This is a genomic window from Flexivirga lutea (genome assembly GCF_054778955.1).
This window is the reverse complement of the sequence record NZ_BAAGZB010000006.1, coordinates 60144-82647: the sequence shown is the minus strand read 5'-3', so window position 1 is coordinate 82647 and position 22504 is coordinate 60144. Positions and strand designations below refer to the sequence as shown.

The window sequence follows — 22504 nt, the reverse complement described above, 5'->3', positions numbered from 1 at the left end:
CCCACTCCCGGTCCTCCGTGTGATCATGCAGCAGTGGACCAGGACTCCGTCGTTTCGCGAATTCGCCTGATACAGCACACTGTTCAGCTGCACGAGGAGTTCCTGGAGTGCGCGTTCGAGTTCGGCGAAGGCCACCGTGACGGCTTCGCGACCGACTCCCTCAGCGACGCCGCGCTCCAGGACCGCGAGCAGTTCAGCGCCTGGGTCGCCACACGCGTCTCCTACGCCGACGAGGGCACCGAGCTCCCGCCGGATCGCGTCCACGACACGTTGTCCTGGATCGTCGACGAACGGGAGCCGACGCGCATCCTCGGGTCGATCTCGCTACGGCACCGGCTCAACGACTTCCTGCTCGCCGTCGGCGGTCACATCGGGTATGGCGTCCGCCCGTCCGCTCGCCGTCAGGGTGTCGCAACGGCTGCGCTGAAGCTATCCCTCGAGCAGGCGAGACGCCTTGGCCTGCAGCGGGTCCTGGTGACCTGCCAGCAGGACAACACCGCCTCGGCGCGGACCATTCGTTGCCCCACCTGCCGCACGTCGACGAGGGACAGCCGCTCCGACGTGATGCGGCGCGGCAGCATCGACGCTCCGGTGTCGAGCGCGACGGGGACCATCCCGAGACAGATCTCATCCAGGGCACCGGCATCGTCGAACGCCCCGACCAGCTCACCGCCACCGAGCAGCCACACCTTCCGCTCGCCGGCGGACGCGCTCACCGCGTCACGATGGTCGGCGACGTCTCCGGAGACGAAGCGGATGTCCGCGCCCGGGACGGTGGGGAGGGCGCGGTGTGTGAAAACCCAGGTCGGCCGGTCGCCGTACCAGTAGCGCCACTTGTCGGGCTGGTCCACCACCTGCTCGTGATCGAGCACCCAGGAATAGGTCGTCGCGCCCATCACGAGCGCACCGACGCTGTCGACGTAGTCCGGGATCGCCGAGTCGTTCTCGACGGTCGGCACGTCGAACAGCCACTGCAGCGAGTTGTCCGAGTCGGCGATGAAGCCGTTGATGGTGCAGGCCGTGAAGTATGAGAACTCGGTCACCGGAGCACGGTAGTCGCGGACACCGACACTCAGTCCCGACATTCGTGGGCGATCAGCGGTGATCGACGACCACGGCCGCGTGGTCGCTCCATCTGTCGGCGTATGACGCCGCACGGCCGATCAGGTGCCGATCGACCCGTGCGGCCAAGGACGGCGAGTCCAGGACGTAGTCGATGCGCCAGCCACTGTCGTTGTCGAACGCCTTCCCGCGCCACGACCACCACGTGTAGGGGCCGTCGATGTCGCCGGAGCGCTGCCGCACGACATCGACCCAGCCCGACTCGAACCACGCGGTCAGGTGTTTCTGTTCCTCCGGCAGGAATCCCGACTTGCCGCGATTTCCCTTCCAGTTCTTCAGATCTCGGGCTGTGTGACAGATGTTGAAGTCCCCGGTGATGACCGTGTCCTGGTCGAGCAGCTGCGTCATACGAGCGCCCATCGCCTCGAGGAACGCGAACTTGTCGTCCTGCTTCGCGGTGCCCGCCTCGCCGGTATGGACGTAGGCCGACACGACCGTCAGCGCCTGCCCGTCGATGTCGAGCGTCGCCTCCAGCCACCGGCCGTCCTCCGCGAATCCCGGCAGGCCGACCTCGTGCCCGTCGATGGCGTGCTTGCTCAACACGGCCACCCCGGCTCGACCGGCGGCAGCCGCGGGGGCGTGCACGACGTTCCACGACTCGAAGGCAGACCCGGCCAGCGCTGCGGCCAAGTGCGCATCTGACGCACGAACCTCCTGCAACGCCAGCACATCCGGATCCTGCGCAGCCAGCCAGGCGAGACCGCCGCGGCGGACTGTGGCTCGGATCCCGTTGACGTTCGCTGAGACAACACGCACGGCCCCGACTCTCTCACCTCGGCGTCAGAAACGATCTGCCAGGATCGGCGTATGACGCTCGACCCGGCCCTCACGCACCTGCTCGACACCCGCCTGGCCGATGCGCAGCGCTCCAGTCGCGCGCCCTCGGCAACCGCCGCCCTCATCGGGGACGGCGAGGTCGTCTGGTCCGGTGCCGCGGGTCGCACGAGTGGTCGCTCGGACGGCGAATCCGCAACAACAGCAACGCAATACCGCATCGGATCGATCACGAAGACCTTCACCGCGGTGCTCGTCCTGCGCCTGGTCGACGACGGTCTGGCCGGGCTGACCGACCTCGTCGCACAGCATCTGCCCGAGTTGGCCGACCGACTGCCCGGAGTGCGTGTCAGCGAACTCCTCACGCACGGCGCCGGTCTGCCCGCCGAGACCGAAGGCGCCTGGTGGGAGCGCAGCCACGGACGCAGCTGGGGAGAGTTGCAGTCGAGCATCCGGCCGATCCATCGGCCCGGACGCCGATTCCACTACAGCAACGTCGGATTCGCCGTCGCCGGCGAACTCGTCGCCCGCCTCCGGAGCAGCACGTGGTGGGACCGCCTCGAGCAGGAGGTGCTGCAGCCGCTCGGCCTGCGGGAGACCACCTACGCCCCGACGCACGCCGCCGCACCCGGCCTCGCCGTCCACCCGTATGCCGACCTCCTCCACGACGAACCCGCCACCGACACCCTCGCCATGGCACCCGCCGGGCAGCTGTGGTCGACCGTGCACGATCTCGCCGCCTTCGCGAAATTCCTGGCGTATGGCGACGAGCGTGTCCTGTCCGACGACCTGCGACGGGAGATGCAGATCCCGGCGCTGATCAACGACGACCCCGGCTCGGCATACACCCGGGCCTACGGCTTCGGCCTCGACATCATCAACGCCGACGGACAACGCTTCATCGGCCACGGCGGATCGATGCCCGGTCACCAGTCCTCCCTGAAGATCGACCCGGAGACCGGGGACGGCGTCGTGCAGCTGGTCAACAGCACCGCCGGACTCGACCTCGACGGCATCGCACTGCTCCGCCAGCTGCGCACGCACGTCCCGCGCACGTCACCGGAGTGGACCGCGGACGTCGCACCGTCGGACGTGCTCGACATCGTCGGCACGTGGTTCTGGGGTCCGCGACCGCACCTGCTCACCCGCGAGGACGGCGGCCGGCTGCGGCTGCGTCCGGTCCACGGCGGACGCGGCTCGCGCTTCACGCCGGCCGGACCCGACACCTGGACCGGCCTGGACGAGTACTTCGCCGGCGAGCGCCTCACCGTCCGGCGGGACCCGCGCGGCGCAGCCGCGCACCTCGACCTCGGCAGCTTCCGCTTCACCCGCACGCCGTACGATCCTGGCGGGGACATCCCCGGCGGCGTCGGAACAGGCTGGCGTTGACCGACGTTAGGTAACTCGATGGATCACTGGCTGACGACGATCCCGCCTCTTGCGGTCTACCTGATCGCCGGCCTCGCGGTCGGTATCGAGAGCCTCGGTGTGCCGATTCCCGGTGAGACCATCCTGGTCGCCGCGGCGATCCTGTCCTCGCGCCACGAGGTCTCGGTCAGCCCGCACGGCATCGCCATCGCCGCAGTGCTCGGTGCCGTCATCGGCGACAGCATCGGTTACGCCATCGGCCGCCGCTACGGCCAGCGGCTCTTCGGCTACCTCGAGCGCCGGTTCCCGCACCACTTCAGCCGCGACCTGGTCGACTACGCCGAGCACGTCTTCCAGCGGTGGGGCATGCTCGCGGTCTTCGTCGGCCGGTTCATCGCCCTGCTGCGCATCTTCGCCGGCCCGTTGTCCGGTTCGCTCAAGATGCACTACCCCCGCTTCCTGCTGGCCAACGCCAGCGGCGCCATCTGCTGGGCGGGCGGCACGACATACTTGGTCTACTACGTCGGCAAGGCGGCCGAGCAATACCTGAAGAACTTCTCGTATGTCGGCCTCGGTGTCGCCGTCGTCATCGGCCTGCTCGCCTCCACGGTGCTGCGCCGCAAACTGGAGCGCAACGTGAAGATCTTCGCCGAGCAGCGCGCACAGGCCCAGACACAGCAACAGCCGACCGACTGAGCCTGTCGCGCGGGGTGCGGGAGCATCCCCGGTCCGTCACAGCAGGCGACGCGCCATCGCCCACGACGTCAGCTCGTGCCGCGACGACAGCTGCAGCTTGCGCAGCACCGACGAGACGTGTGTCTCCACGGTCTTCACCGAGATGAACAGCTCCTTGGCGACCTCCTTGTACTGGTAGCCGCGTGCGATCAACCGCATCACCTCGCGTTCGCGGGCGGACAGCCGGTCCAGTTCCTCATCGACCTCGGCGATCTCGCCGGCGGTCGCGCCGAACGCGTCCAGCACGAAGCCGGCCAGCCGCGGGCTGAAGACGGCATCGCCGTCCTTGACCCGGTGGATCGCCGAGATCAGGTCGGTCGGGCTGATCGTCTTGGTGACGTAACCACGCGCACCGGCCCGGATGACCGAGATGACGTCGTCGGCGGCGTCGGACACCGACAGCGCGAGGAACCGCACCGGTTCGCCGCTCTCGGTCTGCAGCCCGGGACAGCCGGCGACCACGTCGGAGCCCCCGTTGCCGTTGCCTCCGGGCAGGTGCACGTCCAGCAGCACGACGTCGGGTCTGGTCTGCCGGATGACGGTGATCGCGGCATCGACGTCCGGTGCCTCACCGACGACGGTCACCGAGTCGTCCAGCTCGGCCTTCACCCCGGACCGGAACATCCGGTGGTCGTCCACCAACACCACACGTGTCGTCATCACTGCCCCTCCACCTGATCGTCGTCCCGTCTGTGTTCATCGGCCGTGGCGGCGTCCGCCAGCGGCATCCGCAGCCGCACCTCGGTGCCGTCCTCCAGCCGGCGCACCTGCGCCTCGCCGCCGTGCCGGTCCATCCGCCCGATGATCGACTCGCGCACGCCCAGCCGGTCCTCGGGCACGTCCGCGGGGTCGAAGCCGGGCCCGTGGTCGCGGACGAAGGCCTCCGCGTGCGCCGGGCCGACCTCCAGGTAGACCGACACCGGAGGTTCACCGTGTCGCACCGCGTTGGCCAGCGCCTCCCGCAGCGCACGCACCAGCGCGGCGCCGGCTTCGTCCATCGGCCGGTCCCCGGTCACCACCACGTCCACCGGTATGCCGTGCAGTGTCTCGATCTCGCCGGCGGCGTCGGTCACCGAGGTGGCCAGTGTGCTGCCCGGCTGGTCCTGCTCGGCATACAGCCAGCTGCGCAGTTCGCGTTCCTGGGCACGGGCGAGCAACTGCACCGCCTTCGGGTCGTCGGCGCGCCGCTGGATCAGCGCGAGGGTCTGCAACACCGAGTCGTGCAGGTGCGCGGCGATGTCGGCCTTCTCGGTCGCCCGGATGCGCTCGGTCTGCTCCTTGCGCAACGTGTCGAAGAAGCGTGCGATGAACGGCGCGCCGAGGATGCCCGCTCCGAGCAGCACCACGACCACCCCGACCGCGACGTCGCGCAGCCGGGTCAGCCCGCCGCCCTGGGACAGCAACAGGATGAGGCCGGTCAACGCCAGCACGATGCCGATCACCGTGCGGATGCGGGTCTCCCGGCGGTCCGCGGTGCTGATCCACTGACGACGCTCGGCGCTGCCCAGCCGTGACCAGGCCAGCACCAGACCGACGCCGATCACCAGCAGCGGGATGGTCAGCGACAGCCGCGCCGCCGAGGTGATCGCGCTGATCGCCGCGATGCAGCCGACCGCCAGCACCGGCAGTCCGATCACGAGCAGCCGCCGCATCGAGATGCGCCCCTGCCCGGTCCGCCCGGCCTGCGCATCGGCGGACCGCTCGAAGGGCGTCACCAGCGCGGGCCGGTCCGACTCCGGCATCGTCAGCCAGAGGAACACGTAGACCGGGATGCCGAAGAGGAAGACCAGGGACACACCGGTCATCGCCCGCAACGTCACCAGCGGGATCCCGAGGTGGGTGCTGACGCCGGCGCACACACCGGCCACCCACCGGCCCTCGTGGGGTCGGGTCAGCGGCGGGCGGGGCACCGCGTCGCTCCGGGCTGTCTGGCTCACACCCCAAGTCTGGCCCACCACGGGCGATGCTCCGAGCCATCCGAGCAGCTTTCGGGGACGGCTCAGGGGACCGTCAGGGTCGACCCGCATGGCGAGCGCCCGCCAGGACAGCCATCGTGGTCGGTATGACGTACCAGACCTCCCCGGGCCACCCGCCCCGTGCCCCACAGCACGGCGACGCCCTCGACCGGCTCTTCGCCGCCGCTCGTGGCATCGGCGTCGTGCGCGGCACCGAGGACAAGTGGTTCGGCGGCGTGTGCGCCGGGCTGGCCCGCCGCTGGAATGTCGACCCGCTGATCGTGCGGGCGTTGTTCCTGCTCGCGACGGTGCTCTTCGGCATCGGCGTGCCGGCATACTTCGTGGCCTGGACGCTGCTGCCCGACGAGACGGGCGAGATCGTCGTGGAGAAGGCGGTCCGGCAGGGGCACGTGTCCTCGATCGTCCTGTGCGTCGTGGCGGCGGTCGCTTCGTTCGGCGGCTTCGGGGTGTTCTGGTCGATCGGCTCGGGGTGGGGGGTGTTCGGCCAGGCTGCCGGCCTGGCCTTCCTCGCCTGGGCCTTCCTGGCCTGGAACGGCCACGGACCGGGGGCGCGCCGCCCGGAGGAGACGACCCAGCAGTGGGGCGACCGACTGGGCGACCGGATGCGCGGCACCGCCCCCACGACCGACCGGCCGGCCGCGGCGGAGCCGGGCCGGCCGCAGAGCGTCGGCAACCGCGCCGCGGCAGCCGGAGCAGCGGCCCGGGAGGGTGTCATCGACCTGGCCAAGGGCGCGCCCTACCGCACACCCGGTGGCTACCCCTACGGCCTGTTCGGGCCGGCGGCTGCGGTTGCGCCGCTTCGGGTCAAGCGCCGCCGGCTCGGCGCTGCCCTCACCTTCGCAATCCTCGGAATCTCGGTGCTGGCCGGCGCTTTCACGGCGTTGGTGCTGGCCGGCACCTCCCGCGGCGACAGTGCCCTGCAGGTGGGCCTGGCCGCCGGAGCCGCCGTCGCGGCGCTCGCGCTGGTCATCGGGGGACTGGCGGGACGTCGCGGCGGTGTGCTCGGCCCGTTGGCGACCCTCGCGGTGCTCGGCGCACTGCTGCTGTCGGTCGCGGCACCGAAGGGTATGCCGTGGACCGGTGCGATCGGGGACGAGTCGTGGCGCCCCACCGCCGTGACCGCGGGCGACCAGCACAACTTCACCATGCGGGTCGGTGACGGCGAGCTGGACCTGAGCGGGTTGAGCACGACGGACCTGCCGCAACGGACCGCGCTGCACGCCCGGGTGAACGTCGGCCGGCTGACGATCACCGTCCCGCGGGACGTGACGGTGCACGTGCACGGCCACGCGCATCTGGGCGAGATCGAGGTGCTCGACGGCGACACCCGGATCAGCGGTCATGGCGGCTTCGACACCCGCCGCACTGTGTCCGTCGGCAGCGGCCCGAAGGTGATCGACCTGTCGGCGGAGGTCGGCGTCGGCGACCTGACCATCAAGGAGAAGTGACCCATGAGCCAAGCACAGTCTCCGCGCGTGCTGCGGCCGCGAGGCCCGCACCTGCCGACGGTGCTGCGCGGCATCGTCGTGCTGGTGCTGGCCACCATCGTCGTCGTATGGCGTCTGGCCGATCATCCGGATTGGGCCGTCGTCGGCATCAGTGTGGGCTTCACCGCGGGCGTGTTCTTCCTGTTCGCCGCCGTCGCGACGCTGCTGGTGCATCGTTCGCACCGGGAGCACGAGTTCGATCGCGTGCTCCCGGACCGCTGAGGGTCCCGTGCTCATGCGTTCAGTGGTCCGGCCACCGGGAACTCGCCCCGCCTTCGGCGGCCAGCAGGATCGCCCGCTCGTATTCCGCGAGCACCGTCGCCAACACGTCGCCCCATCCCAGGGCCGGCCGCTCACTGCGGCTGTATGACGAGAGATGTTGCAGCAGAGGCGGACTCGATGCCAGTCGGGCCAACGCGGCCGCGAACTTCCGGTCGTCACCCGCGACCAGACCGGTCCATTCGTGTTCGACCAGCGACGACACCGCACTCTCGGCCCGGGTCACCACCGGCAGGCCGCAGCACCGGGCCTCCGCCGCCGCGATCCCGAACGCCTCCAGCACGGTCGGCGCGGCATACACGTCCGCGCAGCGGTAGAGCCCACGCAACGCGGTCGGCTCGAGACGGCCGGGCAGCCTGCACCACTGCGGCCGCCGTGCCTCGAGGCGGCGTCGCAGCGGTCCATCGCCGGCGACGGTCAGACCGATGTCCTGCCCGGAGTCGGCGCGAGCCTGCTCGACGAGATCGACCAGTTGTTGCGGCCGTTTGCGCGCCGTCAGCCGCATCGCACTGACGACGTGCAGCCCACCGGCACGATGCTCGCCGCGATCACGTCCGATCGGATCACCCACGCTCCAGAACGACGTGTCGATCCCGTTGGGAACCACTGCGACCGGTGCCTTCGCGGTTCGCTGCACCGGTGCTGCCGCCACGGCCGAGACCGCCGACAGGGCGACGCCCCGGCGGGCCCAGCGAGCGGTGTGTCCGAGGGCGCGCATCATCGGCTCGGACCGGCCGGTGACGCTGTGCCAGGTGGCCGCGACCGGGAGGCCGTCGGCCAGCGCGACCTGCACACCGTCGGTCGCGAACGGACTGAGCACCCCCAGGTGCGCGTGTGCGACGTCGAATCCACCGCTGCGCAAGGCTGCACGGAGCGCCCGCCGAGCGACCGGATTGATCAACAGGCCGCCGGGCAGCTCCCGCCGCAGGCCGAGCCGGTGCACCGGGAACCCGTCGGCCGGGCCCCGGCCGGCCGGCTCGGGGGTGATGGTGAAGACCTCCACGGCGTGACCCGCGCCGGCCAGCGCCCGGGCGAGCCCGTGCACCTGCGTCTCGATGCCGCCGAGCCTCGGCGGGTAGCAGTCCGACAGCAGTGCGACCTTCATCGGATCCAGCGTGCCACGCGGGGATATCCGCTGGGCGGCGCCCGGCGTCATACGGAAGGATGGAGCCCGATGTCCCGCACTCTGGTGGCGTTCCACGCACACCCCGATGACGAAGCGCTGCTGACGGCCGGCACCCTGGCCAAGTCGGCCGCTGCCGGGCACCGTGTCGTCCTGGTGGTCGCCACGGACGGTGCACTGGGCCTGACGTCGGAGGACTTCCGCGCCGAGCTGGGCGCCCGCCGGCTGCACGAGCTGCAGCGCAGCGCGGCCGCCATGGGCGTGGCGCGCGTCGTACATCTGGGGTATGCCGACTCCGGGATGGTCGGCGAGGTGCCACCCGATCCACCCGGCGGCCGCCGGTTCGTGCGTGCCACCGGCGCGGCCGGCCTGCTGGCCGGCGTCCTGCGGGAGGAGGGGGCCGATGTGCTGATGTCGTATGACGCCGCGGGCGGCTACGGCCATCGCGACCACCGCAAGGTGCACGAGGTCGGCGCCGAGGCCGCCCGCCTGGTCGGCACCCCGCGGGTCGTCGAGGCGACCGCACCGCGGGAGGTGCTGGCCCGCGCCGTCCGGCTCCTCTCCCGGCTGCGCACACTGCCCGGTGACTTCGACCCGCAGGTCTACGAGCGCGCGTTCACAGCACGCGACCGGATCACCCACCGCATCGACGTGCGGGGTCACATCCCGGCCAAGCGAGCGGCGATGCGGGCGCACGCGTCACAGGCCGCGGCGGACGACGGCGCTGACCGGACCCTCGGGCAGTTCCTCCGTGTCCCCCGGCCAATTTATGATGTTGTCTTCGGACGGGAATGGTTTCGCGATCCAGCGCATTCCGGTCCGGTCAGCGACGACATCTTTGCGGGGTTGGCATGAGGAGCTCGAGGCGAACGGCCACGGCCGCAAGCGCCGACGAGCACGCCGTCGCCCTCGACGACATCGTCGCCGGCAACCAGCCCTCCGACGACGACGGCGACCCGCCCGCCATGCCGAAGTTCAGCTGGCGGCTGGTCGTCCACGCCGTGCTCGGTATGGCGCTCGCCGCCGTGATGATCGCCGCGCTCCCCTGGTTCACCAAGACGACCTGGGGCGAGATCGGCCATCACCTGGGCCTGGTCGGACCCAAGGCCAGCGCGGAGTGCATGGGCATCATGCTGCTCGGACTGGCCGTCTACACCTTCACCCTGTCGGCGGCGCTGCCCGGCCTGTCCCATCTCAAGGCGTCGATCATCAACGTCTCGGGGTCCGCTGTGAGCAACGTGCTGCCCGGCGGCGGCGCGGTCGGCATGGCCTCGACCTACATGATGCTGCGCTCCTGGGGTTTCGCCCGGCGCAACATCTCCACCGGTCTCATCGTCAGCGGCATCTGGAACGTCCTCTTCCGGGTCGGCCTGCCGCTGATCGGCATCGCCGCGGTGTCCAAGTCGACCGACACGTTGCCCTCGATCGTGCGCCGCGGCGCCTGGTGGGGAGGCGTCATCGGCCTGTTGCTGCTCGTCGGGTTCGTCGTCGCGCTGATCCGCCCGGCCTGGACCGCGTGGCTGGGTGACCAGCTCGACGAGCGCATCGGTCCGCTGATCGCGCGGATGCGGCGCGGGGCCAACAAGGGCAAGCCGCTCAACATCAAGCACCTGCTGCTGGACCAGCGGGCGCGGATCAGCACCATCACCAAACACGGCTGGTTCCCGATGTCCTTCGGTGTCATCGGCCAGCTCGCGCTGTGGTTCCTGCTCTTCTGGCGGGTCATGGAGGCCGTCCACGTCGACCTGCCGGTCGCCGATCTCTTCGCGGCCTACGCGATCGGGCGGTTGATGACCGCCATCCCGTTCACGCCCGGCGGTCTCGGCTTCACCGAGGCCAGCACGGTGGTGATCCTGGTCTTCTGGGGCGCCAACCCGGCCGCCGCGGGCGCGGGCGTCGTGGTGTTCGCCATCTTCACGCACATCGCCGAGATCCCGATCGGCGCGCTCGGCTGGCTGGCGTGGTGGGCGATGCCGAAGGCCGGCGCGGCGGCCAAGGCCTAGGCGACGATGCGGTCGACGGCCTGCGACACCCAGCCGACGACGATCGCGAACATCGCCCCGAGCAACCCGAGCGTGCAGAGCGCGAGCGGCAGGTCGTAGATGCCGAACCGGGGTCGCACCCCGATGAGCACGACCGCGAGCCCGGCCAGCAGCACCCCGAGCACCGAGGCCGTGGCCAACCGCACCGGCCGACGCCCGACAGGCACACGGCGCTGCAGACCGCCGACGATCGCCAGCGCGACGGCCGCCCAGCCCAGGCAGACCATGCCTGCGGCCAGCACGTCGCCGGGACGGTGCCAGTGCGCCGACACGGTGCCCGCCCCCACGAAGGTCGCGACCAATGCGGCACCGGCCGTCACCAGTGGGCGCCATCGGTACGACGCCACGATCACCGCCGCCAGCGCGAGGGACAAGCCCACGGTGGTGTGTCCGCTCGGCAGCGTGTTGGGCGGCGAAACCGAATGCAGCACCTGATATTTCAGTACCTGCGTGGTGATGTTGGCGCCGCCGATCAGGACGCCGGCCGAGATCGCGACCGCCCAGCGTCGTTGCAGCATCGCCACCACGACGCACACCGCCAGGCAGAGGGCGACACTGACATCGGTGACCAGGCCCAGGACGTCCAGGATCCGCCACCACGCCGCCGGGGTCGTGCCGAGCGAGAGCATCATCCGGTCGTCGAAGTGGAAGCCGCGCACCGAATGGATCGCATAGCGCACCACGACGAACAGGCCGAGGACGGCGCACCCGGCCATCACCAGGGCGTGGACCCACGCGAGCCCGCGCAGCCGCCCGCGCCCGCGGCGCGTGGGCCGCACCGTGTGCGCCCGCTCGTCAGGCACGGTGCTCATCGAGCCTTTCGGCCAGGTGGTGGTCATCGCGTCATCGTCGCGGCCGCCCGTGTGCGGTCCCCCCGATCCTCGTGTGCGGCCCCTGTGTGCGGGCCCGATCATTCCCACTCGATGGTGCCCGGCGGCTTGCTGGTCACGTCGAGCACGACCCGGTTGACGTCCGGGACCTCGTTGGTGATCCGACCCGAGATGCGCGCCAGCACGTCATACGGCAGGCGGGTCCAGTCGGCGGTCATGGCGTCCTCGGAGGAGACCGGGCGCAGCACGATCGGGTGGCCGTAGGTGCGTCCGTCGCCCTGCACACCGACCGAGCGCACGTCGGCCAGCAAAACCACCGGGCACTGCCAGATCTCGCCGTCGAGTCCCGCCGCGGTCAGTTCCTCGCGAGCGATGAGGTCGGCGGCACGCAGGATGTTCAGACGCTCACGGGTGACTTCACCGACGATGCGGATCCCGAGCCCCGGGCCCGGGAAGGGCTGCCGCTGCACGATGCCGTCGGGGACACCGAGCTCGGTGCCGACCTGGCGGACCTCGTCCTTGAAGAGCAGTCGCAACGGCTCCACCAAAGTGAACTGCAGGTCGTCGGGCAGCCCGCCGACGTTGTGGTGGCTCTTGATGTTCGCGGCGCCGGTGCCGCCGCCGGACTCGACGACGTCCGGATAGAGCGTGCCCTGCACGAGGAACTTCACCGGGTGCTCCTCGTCGCCCCGGTCGGTGACGACGTCGCGCGCCGCCTGCTCGAAGACGCGGATGAACTCCCGGCCGATGATCTTGCGCTTCTGCTCCGGATCGCTCACTCCGGCAAGGGCGTTCAGGAACTGGTCGGCGGCGTCGATGACCACCAGGTCGACGCCGGTCGCCTCGACGAAGTCCTGCTTGACCTGCTCGGCCTCGCCGGCGCGCAACAGGCCGTGGTCGACGAAGACGCAGGTCAGCTGGTCGCCGATGGCACGTTGCACGAGAGCGCCCGCAACCGAGGAGTCGACACCACCGGACAGCGCGCAGATGGCACGTGCGTCCCCCACCGTCGAGCGGACGTCGTCGACGAGCTCCTCCACCATCGCCTTCGGCGTCCAGTCCGCGGCCAGGCCGGCGCCGCGCAGCAGGAAGTTCTCCAGCACGCGCTGGCCGAAGGTGGAGTGCAGCACCTCCGGGTGCCACTGCACGCCGTACAGCTTGCGCTCGTCGTCCTCGATCGCGGCGACGGCCGCACCCGGCGTGGTGGCGGTGACGCGCAGGCCTTCGGGCGCCTGTGACGCGGAATCGCCGTGGCTCATCCACACCGACTGCTCCGGCGGCTGGCCGTTGAAGAGCGTCGACGCGGTGTCCTCGATCTGCGCCTGGGTCGCGCCGTACTCGCGCAGCCCAGTGTGCTCGACCGTGCCGCCCAGGGCGTTCACCATCGCCTGGAAGCCGTAGCAGATGCCGAAGACCGGCACCCCCGCCTCGAGCAGTGTGGCGTCCAGCGACGGGGCGCCGTCGGCATACACCGAGGAAGGACCGCCGGAGAGCACGATGGCGGCCGGGTTCTTGGCCAGCATCTCCTGCGTGGGCATCGTGTGCGGCACGACCTCGCTGTAGAGGTGGGCCTCGCGGACCCGGCGCGCGATGAGCTGGGCGTATTGGGCGCCGAAATCGACGACGAGAACGGGCTTTTCGGTGAGCGGCGCTGTCACGTGCCCGATTCTATCGGCCGCCGGCGCCTGCGCCTCACGCGCCGGCGTCGGCCAGCAGTTCGCTGACGCCAGTGTTGACCTTGCGCTCCAGCCAGAAGGACAGCACCGGCACGAACGCGGTGCAGATGTAACCGCCCATGCGCAGCCACGTCCAGCGCAGTTTGGTGCCGAGATTGACGACGGACGCCATGAACGCCATGAAGAGCAGCCCGTGGATCGGCGACCACCACGCCAGCGCCTCGTTGTGGAAGCCGTAGTGCAGGATCAGCTCGACACACAGGATCAGCAGGGCGACACCGGCGATGACCGCCATCACCCGGAAGAACTTCAGCGCTCCGGCGACCTTGGCGAGGTCGTCGGTCGGGCGCAGCTCGCCCGCCGCGGTGGTGAGGACCTGCGTCTCAGACATGGCTTCCTTCGGTCTCGTCAGTGGGTATGGCGGGGTGTCGCCCGGCACGATTGTCCGGCTCGGCCGGGCCGGCCCGGTGCTCGGGGTGCGCCTCGCGCCGCAACTCCCGGAAGTAGATGAAGACCGCGAACGCGGCGAAGCTCCACCACTGCAGCGCGTAACCGGCGTTGACCAGGCTCAGACCGCCGCTTCCGGGCTGCGGCGGCGGGAAGGCCTGCACGCCCGGGGTATGGATCGCCGGTTGCTCGCCGGTCAGGAAGACGAAGCCGTTGTAGATGCTGCCGCCCCACCGGGTCAGCAACGCCGGGAGGTCCACCGTGGTCAGCTGACCGGCCGGCGAATCGCCGGAGGACGGCGCCTCGCCGGGTGCCAGGTCGCCGGTCACGGTGACGTGCTGCGCACCCGGAGCGCCCGCCTGGCCCGGCTCGGCGACGAACCCGCGCACGACTGCGATGCGGGCACCCGTGCCGTCGACCACGACCGGGGTGACGACCCAGAAGCCGTGGGTGCCGTGCAGCACGCGGCCGCTGACCAGCACCTGGCCACCGGCGTCGTAGTGCCCCGAGAAGCGCACCGGCTGCAGGGACCCGTCCGCCGGGAACTGTTCGTGCGGGCGGAGTTCGGTGTTGAGCGCGACCACCGGACGGGCGCTCTCGTTGCCCATCGTCCTGGACCCGCGGTCCTGGGCGACACCCCACTGCCACAGTCCGGCCACGACGCACCCGCCGGCGAACAGGATCGCCAGCGCCAGCAGCCCCAGCATGCGGGGCCGGAACGCTGCACGAAACACGCCTGCAGGATACGTCCCGGACCTTGGAGCCCTACCCCCGGCGACCAACTCGCTACTGTCGTCACTTCCTCGCCCGACCGACCAGTTTCCGGCGACCAACTCACTACTGTCGTTACTTCCTCGCCCGACGGACCAGCTTCCGGCGACAAACTCGCTACTGTCGTTACTTCGTCGCCGGCCCATGGGCGCCGACGACAGGCATCTGCGGCATACCCAGTCCGACTCCGGGCACGTGGGCGGGAGGGGCGGCGACCCGCCGATAGGGCGAGCCCTGCTCCGGCCGGGTGTCCGTCCCGCCCTTGGCCGGCCACATCGCGATGGCCCGCTCGGCCTGCGCGGTGATGGTGAGCGAGGGGTTCACGCCGAGGTTGGCGCTGACCGCGGAGCCGTCCACCACGTGCAGACCGGGGTAGTTCCAGACCCGGTGGTAGGGGTCGATCACGCCGTGGTCCTCGTCGGCGGAGATCCCCACACCGCCGAGGAAGTGGGCGGTCATCGGCATACCGAAGAACTCCGGCCAGCACGCTCCCGCCACCACGTCGACCTTGCCCAGCTTCTTCAGCTGATCGGACATCGCACGAATTGCCAGGTGGCCGGCAGGGATCCAGCGCGGGTTCGGCTCGCCATAGCCCTGCTCCGCGGTGAGACCGATCCGCCCGAAGCGGCGACGCGGCTTGACGGTGATCGAGTTGTCGATGCTCTGCATCACCAACGCGATGACGGTGCGCTCGCTCCATCTGGGCCCGAGCACCCGGGCCGCGCGCAGCGGGTTGCGGGCGAACTGGCCGAACAGTTCGGCCGTGCGGCCCACGACACCCTTGTCGCCGTTGACCAGGAAGGTGGACATGAGACCCATCAGGTTGGAGCCCTTGCCGTAGCGGACGTTCTCGATGTGGGTGCGCTCGTCGATGTGGAACGACGTGGTGATCGCCACTCCACGCGTCAGGTCCACGTCCTCGGGCACGCCGACCGCGGCCGCGCCACCGAGCTCCTCGGAATTGCTGCGGGTGAGCTCCCCGAGGCTGTCGGACAGCCGCGGCAACCGCCCGCTCACCTTCATCCGGTGCAGCAGCTTCTGGGTGCCCCAGGTCCCGGCCGCAACCACGACCTGCTCGGCGGTGACGGTGCGTCGGTCCTTGGCCACCCAGGCGCCGGTGCGCTCGGTGGTCACCCGGAAGCCACCGGCGATCGGCTCGACGTCGACGACGGTGCGCAACGGCTCGATGGTGACGCCGCGCCGTTCGGCGAGGGCCAGGTAATTCTTCATCAGGGTGTTCTTGGCACCCACCCGGCACCCGACCATGCAGTTGCCGCATTCGGTGCACCCGGTCCGCGCCGGACCCTCTCCACCGAAGAACGGGTCGGGCACCTTTCTGGCGGGCTCGCCGAAGAAGACACCGACCGGTGTCTTGCGGTATGTCGCCCCGACGCCCAGGGCGTCGGCCGTGTTCTTCATCAGCTGCTCGACCGGGCCGTGGCAGGGGTTCTCGTCGACGACGCCGAGCATCCGCCGGGCGACCTCGTAGTGCGGTGACAGCTCGTCGTCCCAGTCGGTGATGTCACTCCACTGCTGGTCGGCGAAGAAATGCGCCGGCGGCTTGTAGAGGGTGTTGGCGTAGTTGAGCGACCCGCCGCCCACACCCGCGCCGGCCAGGATCATCACGCCCGGCAACTGGTGATAACGCTGCACCCCGAAACACTTCAGCCGAGGCGCCCAGAGATATTTGCGGAGGTTCCACGAGGTCTTGGCGAACTCGTGGTCCTCGAAGCGGCGTCCGGACTCCACGACATGGACGTCATACCCCTTCTCGGCCAGCCGCAGTGCGGACACCGAGCCACCGAAGCCGGAGCCGATGACCAGCACGTCGTGGTCGAATCCGTGGTGCTGCGAGGCATTTTCGGTCATGCTCTCTGTCGCGCCTCTTCCCTCGCCTGCGCGCCTCCCTCGTTCCTCGCTCGTGTGCTCGGCTCGGTCGGCGCTCATGACAGTCGGATCCCCTTCATCAGGCGCATGCCGGTCGCCATCGAGCGTGCCCACGCCTTCTCCGGGACGCCCGGCGGGACCTTGAACGGTGTGCCGCGCTGAACGGAGACGTTCTGCGACTCGGTGTATTTCAGGATGCCTTCGGCGCCGTGCCGGCGGCCGAGGCCCGACTCCCGCATGCCGCCCATGGGTGAACCGTTGCTGCCCCAGGCCGCAATGTAGCCCTCGTTGACATTGACCGTGCCGCAGCGGATCCGCTCGGCGATCCGCCGGCCGCGGCGGGTGTCCTTGGACCAGACGGACCCGTTGAGGCCGTAGTCGGTGTCGTTGGCCATCGCGATCGCCTCCTCGTCGCTGCCGACGCGGTAGACCGACACCACCGGACCGAACGTCTCGGCGCGGCGGCAGTCCATCGCCTCGGTCACACCTTCCAGCACGGTCGGCTCGTAGAACCAGGGGCCGAGCTCCGGGCGCGCGTGACCGCCGGCAAGCACCGTCGCCCCCTTGGCGCGGGCGTCCTCGACGTGCTGGCTGACCCGCTCCAGCTGCTGCGCGGAGATCAACGACCCCATGTCGACGCCCCACTCGAGTCCGGCGCCGAGGGTCATCTTCCGCACTCGGGCGACGAAGTGCTTCAGGAAGTCGTCGGCGATCCGCTCGTGCAGGATGAGTCGCTCGATTGAAATGCACAACTGCCCGGCGGAGGAGAAGCAGGAACGCACCGCGCTCTCGGCGGCGCGGCGCAGATCGGCGTCGTCCGCGACATACATGGCGTTCTTGCCGCCGAGTTCGAGCGAGGCGCCGACCAGCCTGGCCGCGGCACGTTGGGCGACCGTGCGCCCGGTGCTGGTGGAGCCGGTGTACATGACGTAGTCGGCCCGGTCGAGGACGGCTTCGCCGACGGTCTGGCCCGGTCCGAGCACGACGTGCAGCAGGTCCTTGGGCAGACCGGCCTGGTCCAGCAGTTCGACGGCACGCAGTGCGGTCAGCGAGGCCTTCTCGTCCGGGCGCAGCACCACCGCGTTGCCGGCGACGAGCGCGGGCAACGCGTCGGTGATGGACATCGACAGCGGGTAGTTCCAGGGACCGACGACGCCGATCACGCCACGCGGATGGTGCAGCTCGGTCGACTGCGTCAGCAGCGGTATGGCGCCCAGGTGCTTGCGCGGCCGCAGGTAGTCCGGTGCCTTGCGGGCGTAGTGCCGGCAGATGCCCGCTACGTCGAGGATTTCCTCGAAGGCGTGCCGGCGCGCCTTGCCCGACTCCAGCTGGATCAGGTCCAGCAACTCGTCCCGGTGGCGCAGGACCAGGTCGTGGTAGCGCAACAGCACTCGGGCGCGGTCGGCGACGGAGCGTGCGGCCCACCGCGGTTGGGCCTCACGCGCTGCGGCATACGCCCGCTCGACGTCGGCGACGGTGGACACCGGCAGGGTCGCGATGACGCCGCCCGTGAACGGGGTGAGGCAGTCGAAGGGCGCCGCGTTCGCGCCGGCACGGACCCGGCGGGCCAGGCGTGCCGGCAGCGTCGGGTCGACAGTGTGCGGAGCGGGACTGGGCGGGTTCGCTGCTGCCGGCCTTACGATCGCGGCTGATTCCTGGGCGAGCTGATCCGTCATTACCCAACGGTAACCTGAGCAGCAGCGTGTCAGCCCGGATCGTGAGCAAGAAGGTGTCGGGCCGGCGAGCGTCGGTGCCCGACCGGCTTGCGAGGAGTCGGAGCCTACGAGCGCTGGTACGGGGCCACGAGGGTCTCGACGCGCTGGAACTCCTTGAGCTCGGAGTAACCGGTGGTGGCCATCGCCCGGCGCAGCGCGCCGACCAGGTTGGTGGTGCCGTCGGCACTCTGCGCGGGCCCGAGCAGGATCTGCTCGAGAGTGCCCGCCGTGCCGACCTCCACGCGTTCGCCGCGGGGCAGCGCCTCGTGGTGCGCCTCGCTCCCCCAGTGGAATCCGCCGCCGGGTGCGTCGCTGGATCGGGCGAGCGACGCACCGAGCATCACGGCGTCCGCGCCGCACGCGAAGGCCTTGATGATGTCACCGGACAGGCCCATGCCGCCGTCGGCGATGACGTGCACGTAGCGGCCGCCGGTCTCGTCCATGTAGTCGCGCCGGGCGGCGGCGACGTCGGCGACCGCGGTGGCCATCGGCACGTGGATGCCGAGCGCCCGACGTGTCGTGTGTGCCGCTCCCCCGCCGAAGCCGACGAGCACACCGGCCGCTCCGGTCCGCATCAGATGCAGTGCCGCGGTGTAGGTGGCGACGCCGCCGACGATGACCGGGACGTCGAGCTCGTAGATGAAGCGTTTGAGGTTCAGCGGCTCGGCACGTCCGCTGACGTGCTCGGCCGACACTGTGGTGCCGCGGATGACGAACAGGTCGACTCCGGCGTCGACCACGGTCTTCCAGTGTTCCTGGGTCCGTTGCGGCGACAGGGCGCCGGCCGTGGTGACACCCGCTTCGCGAATCTCGTTCAGGCGCAACGTGATCAGATCGGGGCGGATCGGCGCGCGATAGATCTCCTGCATCCGGGAGATGGCCTGCGCCGGGTCGAGCTGGGCGATCTCGCGCAGCAGCGGCTCCGGGCTCTCGTAACGCGTCCACAGCCCTTCGAGGTCGAGGACCGGCAGGCCGCCGAGCTTGCCGAGCTCGATCGCCGATGCCGGGCTCATCACCGAGTCCATCGGTGCCGCGACGACCGGCAACTCGAAGTGATAGGCGTCAATCTGCCACCCGACGGACACGTCCTGCGGGTCGCGCGTGCGCCGCGACGGCACGATCGCGATGTCGTCGAAGGAGTATGCGCGGCGGCCCCGCTTGCCTCGGCCGATCTCGATCTCAGTCACGGCAGCAGGCTACCGGCCGGCGTTCCCTGCGGGACGTCCGGCCGCACGGCCATCGTGCGCACGCCGACTGTTGCTCGCACGGTCGGCCGACGGTGGTGCCAACCGACGCGACATCACGATGCCGAGAGCGGCGGCCACGGCCGCGAGCGCCAGGCCGCCGGCGAAGGCCGCGATGTGCGAGTGCGGGGTCAGCCCGCCGAAGACGACCGCCGAGACTGCCAGCACCACGGACGTCGTCAGCATCTCCGCGGTCTGCAGCGACGACGCGTTACGGCCCTGCTCGGCCGACGGCGACATGCTCATCAGCAGGACCGTCAGCGGCGAATACGCCAGCCCGATGCCTCCGCCGCCGACGAGCCAAGCGGCATACAGGATCCAGGAAGGTGTGCCCGGCCACGCGGCGGACACCGCACCGGCGATGCCGATCGTGAGCAGTAGCAGGCCGATTCGCGCCAGTCGCCGCTGCTGCTCGTGTGCGGTACGGCGGCCGGCGAACCAGGCAGCGCAGCTCCACGACACCGCCCCCACCGTCAGCACCAGGCCTGCCGCGGTCGCATCCATGCCGTGCTGGCGGGTGAGCATCAGCGGCAGGAAGACCTCGGCACCGACGAACGCGGAGCCGAGCATGGCACGCGTCGCGACCACCGACGGTATGCCGGGGCGGCCGCGCAAGGTGCCGTGCGGCACGAGCCGGGGCACGGCGACCGCCAGGAGGACGAGACCGACGACGACCAGGGCAGCGGTGACGGCGGCCGGCCGATCCGCCGCAAGCGACAGGGCGACCGCCCCCATGGCCGCACCGGTGGCGACGACGAAGCGCCGGCGCACCGACGCGGACGCCTCCCGGGCACGTCGGATCGCCGGCTGCCGGTTCATTGCCGGAAGCAACAGCGTCATGCCGGGTATGGCGAACGCAGCGCCGACGAAGAAGACCCACCGCCACGACACACTGGTCGCCAGGAATCCGGCCAGTGGCGGGCCGAAGAGCGACGGCGCGACCCAGGCGGCGGAGGTGGCCATGAAGACGCGCGGTCGCAACTCGTCCGGGAACGCCATGGCGATCAGCACGTAGAGCGCGACCGCGTCGAACCCGCCGCCGACGCTCTGCACCGTTCGGCCGAGGACGAGCATCGTCATCGACTGCGCGGACCCGGCCACCAGCAGACCTGCGACGAAGAGGGCGACCCCGGTCAGGATCACCAGCCGTGGTCCGCTCGAGTCCGCCCACGGGCCGGCGACGACCATGGCCAGCACCGCCGCCGCGAGCGGCACCGCGAACGCCACCGGGTAGATCGCCAGACCGTCCAGCTGCCGCGCGGCGGTCGGCATAGCGGTCGCCACCGCGATCTGCTCGAACGCGACCAGCAACTCCAACAGCACGACACCGGCCAGCGTCATCCGGCGGATGGGCGTCCACGGATCGTCGGTCACAGGGGAACGCTAGAACCTCAACCGGCCTTGAGGGCAACTTCGCCCGGCCGCCTTCGACTTCCCGAAACGCCGCCGCCATGGTGTCTTCTGTGCTGAAGTGGGCCGATGAACGACTTCGCGAGCGCGCAGAGCAACACCGTCGACGACATCGTCCGCAGGTCCGCGAGCCGTTTCGGCGATCGGACCGCGCTGCGTTTCGAGGACCGCACCTGGTCGTATGCCGAACTCGACCGCGCCGTCGACGCCGTCGCGGCTCACTTGCGGTCGCTCGGGCTCGAGCCCGGTGCGCGCGTCGCGGCATACGGCAAGAACTCCGACGTGTATGTCGTGGGCTTCCTCGCCTGCTCCCGCGCCGGACTGGTCCACGTGCCGATCAACTACAACCTGGTCGCACGCGAACTCGACTATCTGCTCGAGCAGTCCGGCAGTTCGGCCGTCATGGTCGATCCGAGCCTGCGCGAGCGGCTCGCGGACATCGAGCACGCACCGGCCATCGTGCTGCCACTGCGCGGGGACGACTCGTTGCTGCAGATCTCCATGTCCGGAGCCTCGGATCCGAAGACGCCGCAGGTGTTTTCAGGGTCCAGCGACGACACCGTCGTGCAACTGCTCTACACCTCGGGCACGACGTCCGCCCCGAAGGGCGCGGTGATGACGCACCGGGCACTGGTCAGCGAATACGTCAGTTGCGTGCACGCTCTCGACTTCGCCGCGGACGACGAGACGCTCCACGTCATGCCGCTCTACCACTCGGCGCAGATGCACGTCTTCGTGCTGCCCGGTCTCATGGTCGGCAGCAGCAGCACCATCCTCGAGGTCCCGGCGCCGGACGACATCCTCCGGCGACTGTCTGCCGACGGCCACCGCGCATTCTTCGCCGCGCCGACCCTGTGGGTGGCGCTGGCCAACCATCCGGACTTTGCGCGACTCGGCCTCGGTGAGTTGCGCCGCGCCTACTACGGCGCGTCGATCATGCCGGGGCCGATCCTGCGCCGGCTGCAGGAGCGTTCACCCGGCCTCGGCTTCTACAACTGCTTCGGGCAGTCCGAGATCGGTCCATTGGCAACGGTTCTCGGCCCCGACGAGCACGCCGAGCGGCCGGACAGCGCCGGCCGGCCGGTGCTCTTCGTGCAGGCGCGGGTCGTGGACGGCGACGGCAACGACGTGCCGACGGGGGAACTCGGCGAGATCGTCTACCGGTCACCGCAGCTGTGCAACGGCTACTGGGACAAGCCGGAGGCGTCGACGGCTGCATTCGACGGCGGCTGGTTCCACTCCGGCGACCTGGTCCGCCGGGACGCAGACGGATACGTCTTCGTCGTCGACCGCATCAAGGACGTCATCAACACCGGCGGCGTCATGGTGGCGTCCCGGGAGATCGAGGACATCCTCTACACCCATTCGGCAGTGGCCGAGGTCGCGGTGGTCGGCGTGCCGGACGAGAAGTGGATCGAGATGGTGACGGCATACGTCGTCGCCAAGGGAGACGTCACCGCCGAGGAACTGCTGGCGCACGCGCGCAGCGGGCTCGCGCCGTTCAAGGTGCCCAAGCGGATCGAGTTCGTCGACGACCTGCCGCGCAACGCCTCGGGCAAGATCCTCAAGCGGGAGCTGCGCGACACTGCCGCCGGCTGACCGCCCGGCCTGTCCGCCG

The 22504-nt window shown here is 70.3% G+C and carries 20 protein-coding genes and 1 pseudogene; 8 read left to right on the top strand and 13 right to left on the bottom strand.

The window, feature by feature from the left end; genetic code table 11:
* Nucleotides 1-33 precede the first annotated feature (33 nt).
* Nucleotides 34-456, top strand: a pseudogene (locus ACYVBN_RS17420) (GNAT family N-acetyltransferase); the annotation flags it as partial.
* Here ACYVBN_RS17420 and ACYVBN_RS17415 read toward each other — a convergent pair.
* Together ACYVBN_RS17415 and ACYVBN_RS17410 are read right to left on the bottom strand one after the other, a co-directional pair.
* The gene (locus ACYVBN_RS17415) at nt 402-1043 is read right to left on the bottom strand and encodes a dihydrofolate reductase family protein (protein ID WP_460601611.1); all 642 of its coding nucleotides are present in this window, start codon (nt 1041-1043) and stop codon (nt 402-404) included. The pseudogene ACYVBN_RS17420 and the gene ACYVBN_RS17415 sit on opposite strands and share 55 nt — an antisense overlap.
* A 52-nt stretch (nt 1044-1095) precedes the next feature.
* The gene (locus tag ACYVBN_RS17410) at nt 1096-1878 is read right to left on the bottom strand and encodes an exodeoxyribonuclease III (RefSeq protein ID WP_460601610.1); all 783 of its coding nucleotides are present in this window, start codon (nt 1876-1878) and stop codon (nt 1096-1098) included.
* A gap of 51 nt (nt 1879-1929) precedes the next feature.
* Between ACYVBN_RS17410 and ACYVBN_RS17405 the strand changes: the two genes are divergently transcribed.
* Together ACYVBN_RS17405 and ACYVBN_RS17400 are read left to right on the top strand one after the other, a co-directional pair.
* Nucleotides 1930-3285: a serine hydrolase domain-containing protein gene (locus tag ACYVBN_RS17405; protein WP_460601609.1), complete on the top strand. Its 1356-nt coding sequence runs from the start codon at nt 1930-1932 to the stop codon at nt 3283-3285.
* Between the two features lie 18 nt (nt 3286-3303).
* On the top strand, nt 3304-3960 hold the full coding sequence (locus ACYVBN_RS17400; protein ID WP_460601608.1) for a DedA family protein: 657 nt from the start codon (nt 3304-3306) through the stop codon (nt 3958-3960).
* A 36-nt stretch (nt 3961-3996) separates the two neighbouring features.
* On the opposite strand, the gene ACYVBN_RS17395 is transcribed toward ACYVBN_RS17400, so the two are convergent.
* Both ACYVBN_RS17395 and ACYVBN_RS17390 read right to left on the bottom strand, forming a co-directional pair.
* A complete protein-coding gene (locus ACYVBN_RS17395) occupies nt 3997-4659 on the bottom strand; it encodes a transcriptional regulator (protein WP_460601607.1) in 663 nt (220 codons plus the stop codon).
* Complete coding sequence (locus tag ACYVBN_RS17390; protein WP_460601606.1) at nt 4659-5936, bottom strand: ATP-binding protein; 1278 nt, start codon at nt 5934-5936, stop codon at nt 4659-4661. The genes ACYVBN_RS17395 and ACYVBN_RS17390 overlap by 1 nt, the downstream gene beginning before the upstream one ends.
* 125 nt (nt 5937-6061) lie before the next feature.
* On the opposite strand from ACYVBN_RS17390, the gene ACYVBN_RS17385 reads away from it, so the two are divergent.
* Together ACYVBN_RS17385 and ACYVBN_RS17380 are read left to right on the top strand one after the other, a co-directional pair.
* Nucleotides 6062-7423, top strand: a complete 1362-nt coding sequence (locus ACYVBN_RS17385) for a PspC domain-containing protein (RefSeq protein WP_460601605.1) — start codon at nt 6062-6064, stop codon at nt 7421-7423.
* Nucleotides 7424-7426: 3 nt separating this feature from the next.
* Complete coding sequence (locus ACYVBN_RS17380; RefSeq protein ID WP_460601604.1) at nt 7427-7684, top strand: hypothetical protein; 258 nt, start codon at nt 7427-7429, stop codon at nt 7682-7684.
* 19 nt (nt 7685-7703) lie between these two features.
* Here ACYVBN_RS17380 and ACYVBN_RS17375 read toward each other — a convergent pair whose 3' ends face one another.
* A complete protein-coding gene (locus ACYVBN_RS17375; RefSeq protein WP_460601603.1) occupies nt 7704-8846 on the bottom strand; it encodes a glycosyltransferase family 4 protein in 1143 nt (380 codons plus the stop codon).
* 69 nt (nt 8847-8915) lie between these two features.
* Between ACYVBN_RS17375 and ACYVBN_RS17370 the strand changes: the two genes are divergently transcribed.
* Together ACYVBN_RS17370 and ACYVBN_RS17365 are read left to right on the top strand one after the other, a co-directional pair.
* On the top strand, nt 8916-9719 hold the full coding sequence (locus tag ACYVBN_RS17370; protein ID WP_460601602.1) for a PIG-L deacetylase family protein: 804 nt from the start codon (nt 8916-8918) through the stop codon (nt 9717-9719).
* Complete coding sequence (locus tag ACYVBN_RS17365; RefSeq protein ID WP_460601601.1) at nt 9716-10867, top strand: lysylphosphatidylglycerol synthase transmembrane domain-containing protein; 1152 nt, start codon at nt 9716-9718, stop codon at nt 10865-10867. Before ACYVBN_RS17370 ends, ACYVBN_RS17365 begins: the two co-directional genes overlap by 4 nt.
* Here ACYVBN_RS17365 and ACYVBN_RS17360 read toward each other — a convergent pair.
* The 8 genes from ACYVBN_RS17360 to ACYVBN_RS17325 form a co-directional block, all read right to left on the bottom strand.
* Nucleotides 10864-11745, bottom strand: coding sequence for a phosphatase PAP2 family protein (locus ACYVBN_RS17360; RefSeq protein WP_460601600.1), 882 nt, complete (start codon nt 11743-11745; stop codon nt 10864-10866). The two genes, ACYVBN_RS17365 and ACYVBN_RS17360, sit on opposite strands and share 4 nt — an antisense overlap.
* Before the next feature lie 71 nt (nt 11746-11816).
* Nucleotides 11817-13394: a glutamine-hydrolyzing GMP synthase gene (guaA, locus tag ACYVBN_RS17355; protein WP_460601599.1), complete on the bottom strand. Its 1578-nt coding sequence runs from the start codon at nt 13392-13394 to the stop codon at nt 11817-11819.
* Between the two features lie 34 nt (nt 13395-13428).
* Nucleotides 13429-13803 (bottom strand): DUF3817 domain-containing protein, encoded by a 375-nt coding sequence (locus tag ACYVBN_RS17350; RefSeq protein ID WP_460601598.1) that lies wholly within the window; start codon nt 13801-13803, stop codon nt 13429-13431.
* Complete coding sequence (locus ACYVBN_RS17345; RefSeq protein WP_460601597.1) at nt 13796-14593, bottom strand: SURF1 family protein; 798 nt, start codon at nt 14591-14593, stop codon at nt 13796-13798. The genes ACYVBN_RS17350 and ACYVBN_RS17345 overlap by 8 nt, the downstream gene beginning before the upstream one ends.
* A 163-nt stretch (nt 14594-14756) precedes the next feature.
* Nucleotides 14757-16499 (bottom strand): GMC family oxidoreductase, encoded by a 1743-nt coding sequence (locus ACYVBN_RS17340; RefSeq protein ID WP_460601596.1) that lies wholly within the window; start codon nt 16497-16499, stop codon nt 14757-14759.
* 74 nt (nt 16500-16573) lie between these two features.
* A complete protein-coding gene (locus tag ACYVBN_RS17335; RefSeq protein ID WP_460601595.1) occupies nt 16574-18193 on the bottom strand; it encodes a succinate-semialdehyde dehydrogenase (NADP(+)) in 1620 nt (539 codons plus the stop codon).
* Nucleotides 18194-18297: 104 nt separating this feature from the next.
* The gene (locus ACYVBN_RS17330; RefSeq protein ID WP_440282141.1) at nt 18298-19419 is read right to left on the bottom strand and encodes a GuaB3 family IMP dehydrogenase-related protein; all 1122 of its coding nucleotides are present in this window, start codon (nt 19417-19419) and stop codon (nt 18298-18300) included.
* 9 nt (nt 19420-19428) lie between these two features.
* Nucleotides 19429-20850, bottom strand: a complete 1422-nt coding sequence (locus tag ACYVBN_RS17325) for an MFS transporter (protein ID WP_460601594.1) — start codon at nt 20848-20850, stop codon at nt 19429-19431.
* Between the two features lie 105 nt (nt 20851-20955).
* On the opposite strand from ACYVBN_RS17325, the gene ACYVBN_RS17320 reads away from it, so the two are divergent.
* Complete coding sequence (locus ACYVBN_RS17320; protein WP_460601593.1) at nt 20956-22485, top strand: fatty acyl-CoA synthetase; 1530 nt, start codon at nt 20956-20958, stop codon at nt 22483-22485.
* Nucleotides 22486-22504 lie beyond the last annotated feature (19 nt).